We start from the raw sequence: 8,935 nt of genomic DNA, 5'->3' as shown, positions 1-8,935 counted from the left end.
CTGGCGCTCAAGCAGTCGATCGTGCCGGGCTTTCTGACCCTGATCGGTACGGGGAAGTTCGTGGCCGCGTCGAACGGCCCGGTGGTCTTCATGGACCGACGTCCAGCCCGACGCGCTGTGGCTGGACGAGGCGAGGGAGACGTACGCCGCCGTCGTCCCGGCGGTGCCGCGGGCGTATCGCGAGCCCGTGCTGGCCTTCCTGGACGCGCCGCCGCCGGCCGGCGGGCCTCCGCCGGTCTTCTCCCACAACGACCTGGGCATCGAGCACGTCCTCGTCGACCCGGACACATGGCGGGTGACGGGCGTGATCGACTGGAGCGACGCCGCGATCGTCGATCCGGCCCACGACTTCGGGCTCGTCCTGCGGGATCTCGGCCCGGACGCCCTGCGCCGTGCCCTGCGCGGCTACGCGGCCGACGCCCACGTCGCCGAGGCGATCGCGGAGCGCGCGGCCTTCTACGCCAGGTGCGGTGTCCTGGAGGACCTGGCCTACGGCGTCGAGACCGGTCGCCGGAGCTATCTCGACAAGAGCCTTGCCGGGCTGCGTTGGCTGTTCCCGGCGGGATGAGCGCGCGTGGGGCGGACAGCGGGAGCATGTCCCCATGGCTACGGATGAGTTGGGCTTCCTGGTCCGTCCCGCCGACGCGGGGGACGCCGACGCTCTGATCGGGGTCGACGTCGTCGCGGCCGGTGGGGACCCCGCGCGGCAGGCGGGCATGCGGCGGTGGTGCCGGGACGGCCTGGCCGTCGTGGCGGAGGACGGCTCGGGGCCGGTCGGCGACTGCGTGGTCGAGTACACGTTCTCCGAGCACGGCTCCGTCACCGTGCTGATGGTGGCACCGGCCGCCCGTGGCAGGGGTGTCGGCCACCGGCTGCTGGACGCGGCGGCCGGCTGGAGTCCGGTCGGCCTTCTCCACGGTCTCGACGAGGGCGACCCCGAGCTGTTCCACCTCCGGGGCTGAGCTCGGGGCCGGCCGCGTCAGATCATCGAGGCCGCGGCGTCCGGGGAGCCCGTCCCCGACGTCGGTTCGGCCGGGTTGCCCATCGTCGCCGACTCCGGGGGCTCCGGGGGCTCCTCCGGGGTGGTGGTCGTCGGCGGGGGCGAGGTCGGTGTCGACGGGGACGGGCTGGAGTCGGTGTCGGAGGGGTCGGGACCCGGCGACGACTTGGTCGGGGAGGGGCTCGTTCTCGTCGGATCCGGGTCCGAGGGATCCGGGTCGTCGTCCGGCTCGGACGGGTCGCCGGACGGGGTGTCGCCCGGGTCGGCCGACTCGGAGTCCCCGCTCGTGCTGGGCGACGGCGCGTCCGAACCGGCCGTGACGGGGACCCCGCCCGGCTTGGCCGGCTTCTTCGTGCCCTCGTCCGTCGGCGTCTCGCCGTCGTAGCCGGCGGTGCCGTCGTCGTCGTCCGTCGAGTGGTCCGTCTGGACCCGGTCCGTGGGCGAGCTGTCGCTGCCCGTGGCCCCGAGGGTCACGACGGTGCCCAGGACGGCGGCGAGCACCGCGCCCGCGCCCGCGGCGACCAGGTTGCGGCGGGCGCCACCCAGCACCGGACGGCGCCGGCGCACGGGCGAGCCGCCGGATCCGCGGCCAGGGGCACCTGCGGCGGGACTGCCCGCGGCCGGGGTGTCGTCGCGGCGGGTCACCAGCGTCGTCCGGTCGTCGGGCGACTTCGGGTTCGGTACGGGGACGACCATCGACGTCCCGCGCGGCGACGGCACGGGCAGTTCGTCGTCGGGCCGCCGGAAGGGGACGAGGGCGGTCTCCCCGTTCTCACGGTCGCTGACCAGGGCCAGCGCCCTGCGGCCGGAGACGGTGCCCCGCTTGTCCGCTACCGCCCCGCGCATCCCGATCGAGGTCTCCAGCTCGGCGCGGGCCCGGTCCAGGCTCCCGACGCAGAGGGCGAGAATCCCCAACTCATGGTGGAAGTACGCCTCTTCGGCGACCTCTCCGGCGATCCGCGCCGCCTCCTGGCCGATCCGCAGCGCGCGCTCCCACGCGCCCCAGTGCAGCCCGGCCATGAAGGCGGGCGCCGCTCCCCTGGCCAGCAGGACGGCGGCGCTCGCGTGCCCGGCCTCGCCGCTGGAGACCAGGGGCGTCATCGCGGCCAGCAGCGCGTCCGCCTCGGCGGAGGCCCGGCGCGGGGTGACCGACGGATGACCGGCCCACCAGGTGAAGTGCTGGACGGCCACATGCGCGCGGGACGTGGCCTCGTCCCCGTACCCCCGCGCCTCCAGCTGGGCGAGCGCCCCGGCGGCGAGCCGGTAGCGCGGGCCGACGGGTGAGAGCAGGCCGGCGTGCATCAGTTCGCCGACGGCCGCGTCCGCGTGCGTGTCGCCCACCAGGGCCGGCAGATGGGCCTGGTGCGGGACCTCGCCGCCGAGCGCGACGGCGAACCGCAACGTCTCCCGCGCGGCCTCGGAGAGCCGGGAGGCCAGCAGCACGGCGGGCGCGGCGCCCTCGCCCAGCGTCGGCAGCGGGATGTCGTACCCGTCGGCGGTGAGCCCGCCGTCCGCGAACAGGTCGTCCTGGCCGCGTCCTTGGCCGTACGGAGCGTCCGCCGGCTCATGGACGAGGGCCCCGTCCTCCTCGTACGGCTCCGCGTCCGCGCGCAGCCGGTCGCGTCCGCGCAGCAGCGCGGCGGCCTGGACGAAGCGCTGCGGCAGGCCCTCGGACTCGAACCAGAGGTCGCCGGCCCAGTTCGCCTCCTCGTCCGTCAGCGGGCGCCCGGTGGCGCGCTCCAGCAGTTCGAGCGAGGCGCCCCGGCCGAGACCGCCGAGCAGGACCTCTTCGAGACGCGAGCGCGAGATGGGGGCGTCGACGTCGGGGGTGACGGCGAGAAGGAACGCGCATTCCGGCGCGGCTTCGAGGAGTTCGTCCAGCGGTTCGCCGCCGAACTCCAGGTCGTCGACGACGACGATCGCGCCGATGCCGTGGACGAGTTCCAACAGGCCCGCACGGTCGGGGCGGTGGAGCACGGACCGGTAGACCGCCGCGTACAGCTCGTACAGCAGCTCGGTGACGGTGCGGTGGTGGCCGGAGAGCCGGACGACCCCGTCCGGCGCGAGCTCCTCGCAGTCGGCGGCGACGGCTTCGAGGAGTGCGGTACGGCCGGAGCCGGCCGAGCCGGTGAGCCGTACGGAGTGGCCGCGCCCGAGCAGTCCGACGAGTTGTTCGCGCTCGTTCTGACGCTCCAGCAGCGGGAGCGGGGGCGCGCCGGGGCCGGGGGGTATCGGCGGGCGGCCGGCCCGGCGCTGCTCGGCGCGCTCGTCGGCGTCGAGCCTGACGGGGGCGGGCGGCTGCGATCCCGGCGGGCAGGGCTCGATCTCGCTGCCGTCGACGGGGTTGACGGTGATCAGGAAGTCGCCGGAGATCAGCGCGACGGTGCGCGCGGGCGTCGGGTGCGTCACCCACGGGTTCGGCCGGTCGGCGCCTTCGGCGGGCCTGTCCTCGGCGCGCCCGGCGCCCGTGGGGCCGGTACCGGTGCCCGTGGGACCCGGGTCCGTCGGGTGGGTCGGGTCGGTCGGGTTCATCGTCAAAGCCCCCCAGATCGTGGCGTGCGGTTGCTCTCCCGGCCTCGCACGCCCCGCTGTCACTTCTGGTCCGGTGCCCGCCGTTCGGCTCGGCCGACGGCCGAAACCCTAAACCTCCGCACAGTATCCAGGAACAGCCGGGGTGCCACGTCGTCCGAGACGTCACGGTCTCGTGAGGATTGTGCGTGGCTCGGCGGACAGTTCGGTGCGGAACGGTCAGACGCGCGGAAGCGATTCTGCTGCGATGCCGCCCTCGATGGCGAGGATGCGGTGCAGCCGGGTGGCCACCAGCAGGCGCTGCATCTGGGCGGGCACACCGCGCAGGACGAGTCTGCGTCCGCACCGGCCGGCCCGCCGGTGCGCGCCCATGATGACACCGAGGCCCGTGGCGTCCCAGGAATCGAGTCCGGTCAGATCGAGCACCAGGTCGCCGGCTCCGTCGTCGACGGCCGTGTGCAGGACCGTACGGGCGTCCGCCGCGCTGCGGACGTCGAGGCGGCCCTCGACGACCAGCTCGGCGTGGTCGCCCCTGATGTACATATGCGCTCCCCGAATGCCTGTGTGCTCCGCGTCGGTCTTCTCTGTCTTGGTGCGATGTGTTGGTGCGATGTCGTTGTGCGATGTCTTTGTGCAACAACTGACAGCCGTGCGGCCGAGGAAGTTGCCGTCCGTGAGCGAACTGATACCGAATTCACCCGGTGGGGTGATGGCGGAACGGTCGATGTGGCCCAGTGCCCGCCGAACGCGGTCAGTGCTTGTAGAAGCCCTGCCCGCTCTTGCGCCCGATGTCACCCGCGTCCACCATCCGGCGCATCAGCTCGGGCGCCGCGAACTTCTCGTCCTGCGACTCGGTGTAGATGTTGTCGGCGGCGTGCAGCAGGATGTCGATCCCGGTGAGGTCGGCGGTGGCGAGCGGCCCCATGGCGTGGCCGAAGCCCAGCTTGCACGCGATGTCGATGTCCTCGGCCGTGGCGACGCCCGACTCCTGGAGTCTGGCCGCCTCGACGACCAGGGCGGTGATCAGACGGGTGGTGACGAAGCCCGCGACGTCACGGTTGACGACGATGCAGGTCTTGCCGACCGATTCGGCGAACTCCCTTGTGGTGGCGAGGGTTTCGTCGCTGGTCTTGTAGCCGCGTACCAGTTCGCAGAGGTTCATCATCGGTACGGGCGAGAAGAAGTGCGCGCCCACGACGCGTTCGGGGCGCTCCGTCGCCGCGGCGATCTTGGTGATCGGGATGGCCGACGTGTTGGAGGCGAGGACGGTGTCGTCGCGTACGAGCTTGTCGAGCGTCCGGAAGATCTCGTGCTTGATGTCGAGCTTCTCGAAGACGGCCTCGACGACGATGTCGGCGTCGGCCGCCGCGTCCAGGTCGGTGGTCGTGGTGATCCGGGCGAGCGCGGCGTCGGCGTCCGCCTCTTCGAGCTTGCCCTTGGTGACGAACTTGGCGTACGAGGCGCGGATCGCGTCCCGGCCACGGGTCAGGGCCTCGTCGGTCACGTCCCGCAGCACGACGTCCCAGCCGGCCTGGGCCGAGACCTGCGCGATTCCGGACCCCATGAGTCCGGCACCGATGACGGCGAGCTTCCTGGCCACGACGTACCCCTTGATTTCCGCTGCGGACCACGCGCGGCTTAACACGCGCTTTACATTCTTCCCTGCCGGAGGTTATCGGTCGTGAGCTGCCCTGTGGTGGCGAAGAGATGCGCGTCACGTCTCACATGACGGACGTCACATCCCGGAGCAGGCCCGTAAGGCCCATCAGCCTTGCCGCACCGCGTACTTGAGCACCTTTTCACCCAGCACCTCCTCGATGTCGTCGAGCAGCGCGAGGGCTTCGCGCGAGGTCTCCTCCAGGGTCCGGCCTTCGAGCATCCGGCGGGCGACGAACGCCATGAGCGTGCCGTGCGCCCAGGCGAGCTGACCGGCCACCAGGGTGGGCAGCGTGTCGGCGGCGACCGCGCCGGTCTCCTCGCGGAGCGTCCTCTCCAGATTGTCCAGCAGCTCCTGCTGGATGGAGAGGAGGCGGGACTGGAGCGTGTGCGACTCCCGGACGACCTTCATGAAGCGGTCGAAGCCCTGGTGGAGTCCGATGGTGGGGGAGACGGTCTCGGTCAGCTCGCGCAGTTCGCGCAGGACCGCGTCGGCCGCCGACTCGCCCGTCGCACGCCCCCGTACGAACCGGGAGAGCCGGTCGACGATGCCCTTGCTGCGGTCGAGGAAGAGGTCCTCCTTCGTCGAGAAGTAGTTGTAGACCGTGTTGACGGAGACGTCCGAGGCCTCGGCGACCTGGGCGACCGTCACCGCGTCGAAGCCGTGCTCGATGAACAGATGCGTGGCGACGTCGGAGATGTACTGCCTGGTCTGGCGCTTCTTGCGCTCCCTGAGCCCTTCGGACATGCCACTCACTCTAGAACGCGGCGCACCCCCGCCCCTCCCGGCGGCCCAGGGCGCCCAGAGGGCCTCCCGCAATCTTGGAGTCATTGCAAAATTTAAGTGACTCTGTTTTTCTGGAGCCATGGCAATCATCAGTACGGCCGGGCTCGCCCGGTCCTTCTCCACCAAGCGGGGCACCGTCGAGGCGGTGCGCGGCATCGACCTCACCGTGCGGGCCGGGGAGATCCTCGGCTTCCTCGGCCCCAACGGGGCGGGCAAGACCACCACGCTGCGGATGCTCACGACGCTGCTGGCACCCACCGGCGGCGCGGCGACCGTCGCCGGCTTCGACCTGGCCAGGGAGCCCGCCGAGGTGCGGCGCAGGATCGGTTACGTGGCGCAGTCCGGCGGCGTCGACCCGTACGTCTCCGTACGCGAGGAGCTGATCACCCAGGCCCGGCTCCACCGGCTGCCGAAGGCCGAAGCCGCCCACCGCGCCGAGGAGTTGGCGCAGGACCTCGGCCTGACCGAGCTGCTCGACCGCACGTGCGCGGCGCTCTCCGGCGGCCAGCGCCGGCGCCTTGACATCGCGATGGGGCTGACCCACCGCCCCGAGGTGCTGTTCCTGGACGAGCCGACCACCGGACTCGATCCGGCGAGCAGGGCCGGTCTGTGGGACCTGATCCGGCGTCTGCGCGACGAGCACGGCACGACCGTCTTCCTCACCACGCACCATCTCGACGAGGCCGACGAACTCTCGGACCGGCTGGTCGTCGTCGACGGCGGCGTGGTGGTGGCCGAGGGCACGCCCGCCGCGCTGAAGAGCGAGTACGGCGGCTCCCCCGACGCCTCGCTCCAGGACACCTTCCTCGCGATCACCGGCCGCGCCCCCGCGCCGGCCGACGCCGTCCCCGTAGCCGTCTAGGAGGCTCCCGCCGTGTCCACTCCCCCGCCGGCTCCCCCGTCGGCCTCCGTCCCGGCGCCGGCGCCCTCGCGCGCGTCGTCCCTCGTCGCGGACACCGCGCTGGTCTTCGGGCGGTACGCCCGCCAGACCCTGCGCTCCAAGTTCCAGATCCTGTTCGGCGTCCTGATGCCGCTGCTGTTCCTGCTCTTCTTCGGCCCTCTCCTGACCGATCTCCCGCTCGGCGGCACGACGGACTCCTGGCAGATCCTGGTCCCCGGACTGCTGCTTCAACTCGCCCTGCTCGGCGCCTCGTTCGCGGGTTTCTCGATCCTCGTCGAGAAGCAGACCGGGGTCCTCGAACGGATGCGGGTGACACCGGTGAGCCGGCTCGCCCTGCTGCTGGGCAGGGTGCTGCGCGACGTGGCGCTCTTCGTCTTCCAGTCCGTGCTGCTGGTGCTGGTCGCGGTGGCGATGGGGCTGCGGGCGCCGCTGGGCGGGATCCTCGTCGGGTTCGTCTTCGTCGGGGTGCTCGCGGCGGCGCTGGCCTCGCTGTCGTACGCGCTGGCGGTGAAGGTCTCGACGCCGCAGGAGTTCGGTCCCGTCATCAACGCGCTGACGATGCCGGTGATGCTGCTCTCCGGGCTGGTCCTGCCGATGACCCTGGCGCCGGGCTGGCTGGACCTGCTGTCGCACGTCGTGCCGCTCCGGTATCTGGTGGACGCGGTACGGGCGGGCTACGTGGGCGACTACGCGAGCGCCGCGATGCTGTACGGCGTCCTGGTGGCCACGGCCCTCGCCCTGCTGTCGATGACGGTCGCCACCCGGGTGTTCCGCACCGCCGACTCCTGATCCGGGTCCACGCGCCGGAACACCCTAGGCTGGCCGCATGGTCAATCTGACGCGTATCTACACCCGTACCGGCGACAAGGGCACCACGGCTCTCGGCGACATGAGCCGTACCGCCAAGACCGATCCGCGGATCGGCGCCTACGCCGACGCCAACGAGGCGAACGCCGCCATCGGTACGGCGATCGCGCTGGGGCACCTCAGGGACGACATCGTGAAGGTCCTCGTCCGGGTCCAGAACGACCTCTTCGACGTGGGCGCCGACCTCTCCACACCGGTCGTCGAAGACCCCGAGTACCCGCCGCTGCGCGTCGAGCAGGCGTACATCGACAAGCTGGAGTCGGACTGCGACCTCTTCCTGACGGAGGTCGAGAAGCTGCGGAGCTTCATCCTGCCGGGCGGTACGCCGGGAGCGGCGCTGCTGCACCAGGCGTGCACCGTCGTACGGCGCGCGGAGCGCTCGACCTGGGCGGCGTTCGAGACGCACGGGGAGATCATGAACCCGCTCACCGCGACGTATCTCAACCGGCTCTCCGACCTCCTGTTCATCCTGGCCAGGGTCGCCAACAAGGAGGTCGGGGACGTGCTGTGGGTGCCGGGCGGCGAGCGCTAGCCACCGCCGGGCCCCGTCACGGGGCGCTCTCAGCGGTCGGTGCCGCTGGAGGACCCGGGCCGCTCCACCGGCGCGGAGCCGCCCGGGCCCTTCTTCGGGAAGAGCGTGTAACTCAGGGCCCACACCACGTTGACGCCGATCAGGACGAGCATCTTCTGCTGCCACATCCGGAGCGAGCCGGTCTCCCCGTCCGGGCCGACGTACCAGACCGCGGCCTGGAGCAGGACGACGGCGATCGCCGACGCCAGGGTCCAGCGGGCCGCGGTCCTCCACTCGTGGACCGCGCGGGCCCTGCCGTACTTCGGCGGCCGCACCGGCGGCGGCCCGCCCGCGAAGCGGTGGGCGAAGCGCCCGTCGGCCCACTTGATCAGCTCCGGGCCGAGCGCCACCGAGAAGCCGATGTACACCGCGGCCAGGCCGTGCTTCCAGTCGGGTTCGGCGCCGTTCCTGAGGTCGATCGCCGTCACGACCAGCAGCAGGACCTCCAGCAGCGGCTCGCACAGCAGCACCGCGACCGACGCGCGGGGCATTCCGGCGAAGTAGCGCAAGGAGAGCCCCAGGCCCAGCAGGACCCAGAACCCGACCTCGCAGATGACGATCAGCGTGACGATCACGACAGCCCCCTTCGGCTCACTCCAAGCGTCCCGTCCGGCCGGGGCCCGA

10 protein-coding genes and 1 pseudogene are annotated in these 8,935 nt (G+C 72.0%); 6 read left to right on the top strand and 5 right to left on the bottom strand.

Features of this window, described 5'->3' with window-relative positions; genetic code table 11:
• The 3 genes and pseudogenes from ACFWU9_RS28985 to ACFWU9_RS28975 form a co-directional block, all read left to right on the top strand.
• Positions 1–96, top strand: a pseudogene (locus ACFWU9_RS28985) (AIM24 family protein); the annotation flags it as partial.
• Positions 97–115: 19 nt separating this feature from the next.
• Positions 116–568, top strand: a complete 453-nt coding sequence (locus ACFWU9_RS28980) for a phosphotransferase (RefSeq protein WP_384323569.1) — start codon at positions 116–118, stop codon at positions 566–568.
• Between the two features lie 34 nt (positions 569–602).
• A complete protein-coding gene (locus ACFWU9_RS28975) occupies positions 603–962 on the top strand; it encodes a GNAT family N-acetyltransferase (RefSeq protein ID WP_384323555.1) in 360 nt (119 codons plus the stop codon).
• Between the two features lie 17 nt (positions 963–979).
• Here the strand turns inward: ACFWU9_RS28975 and ACFWU9_RS28970 are convergent, their stop codons facing one another.
• From ACFWU9_RS28970 to ACFWU9_RS28955, 4 genes are all read right to left on the bottom strand, one after another.
• Entirely contained in the window at positions 980–3,532 is a 2,553-nt protein-coding gene (locus ACFWU9_RS28970) for an ATP-binding protein (protein WP_384323553.1), read from the bottom strand.
• Between the two features lie 216 nt (positions 3,533–3,748).
• Complete coding sequence (locus tag ACFWU9_RS28965; RefSeq protein WP_189105430.1) at positions 3,749–4,072, bottom strand: STAS domain-containing protein; 324 nt, start codon at positions 4,070–4,072, stop codon at positions 3,749–3,751.
• A gap of 208 nt (positions 4,073–4,280) precedes the next feature.
• A complete protein-coding gene (locus tag ACFWU9_RS28960) occupies positions 4,281–5,129 on the bottom strand; it encodes a 3-hydroxyacyl-CoA dehydrogenase family protein (RefSeq protein ID WP_384323551.1) in 849 nt (282 codons plus the stop codon).
• A gap of 165 nt (positions 5,130–5,294) precedes the next feature.
• Entirely contained in the window at positions 5,295–5,933 is a 639-nt protein-coding gene (locus ACFWU9_RS28955) for a TetR/AcrR family transcriptional regulator (RefSeq protein ID WP_384323548.1), read from the bottom strand.
• A gap of 118 nt (positions 5,934–6,051) precedes the next feature.
• Here ACFWU9_RS28955 and ACFWU9_RS28950 point away from each other — a divergent pair, with 118 nt between their 5' ends.
• The 3 genes from ACFWU9_RS28950 (at position 6,052) to ACFWU9_RS28940 (ending at position 8,272) form a co-directional block, all read left to right on the top strand.
• Positions 6,052–6,834, top strand: coding sequence for an ABC transporter ATP-binding protein (locus tag ACFWU9_RS28950; protein ID WP_384323546.1), 783 nt, complete (start codon positions 6,052–6,054; stop codon positions 6,832–6,834).
• Positions 6,835–6,933: 99 nt separating this feature from the next.
• Entirely contained in the window at positions 6,934–7,662 is a 729-nt protein-coding gene (locus tag ACFWU9_RS28945) for an ABC transporter permease (protein ID WP_384323566.1), read from the top strand.
• A gap of 37 nt (positions 7,663–7,699) precedes the next feature.
• The gene (locus tag ACFWU9_RS28940) at positions 7,700–8,272 is read left to right on the top strand and encodes a cob(I)yrinic acid a,c-diamide adenosyltransferase (RefSeq protein WP_384323544.1); all 573 of its coding nucleotides are present in this window, start codon (positions 7,700–7,702) and stop codon (positions 8,270–8,272) included.
• Between the two features lie 29 nt (positions 8,273–8,301).
• Here ACFWU9_RS28940 and ACFWU9_RS28935 read toward each other — a convergent pair whose 3' ends face one another.
• Entirely contained in the window at positions 8,302–8,886 is a 585-nt protein-coding gene (locus ACFWU9_RS28935; protein WP_384323542.1) for a hypothetical protein, read from the bottom strand.
• Positions 8,887–8,935 lie beyond the last annotated feature (49 nt).

Origin of the sequence: Streptomyces sp. NPDC058653, assembly GCF_042716895.1 — a bacterium.
In the GTDB taxonomy this organism is placed as follows: Bacteria; Actinomycetota; Actinomycetes; order Streptomycetales; family Streptomycetaceae; genus Streptomyces.
Note: the sequence above shows the minus strand (reverse complement) of the source record. Positions and strands in the feature narration are given on the sequence as shown.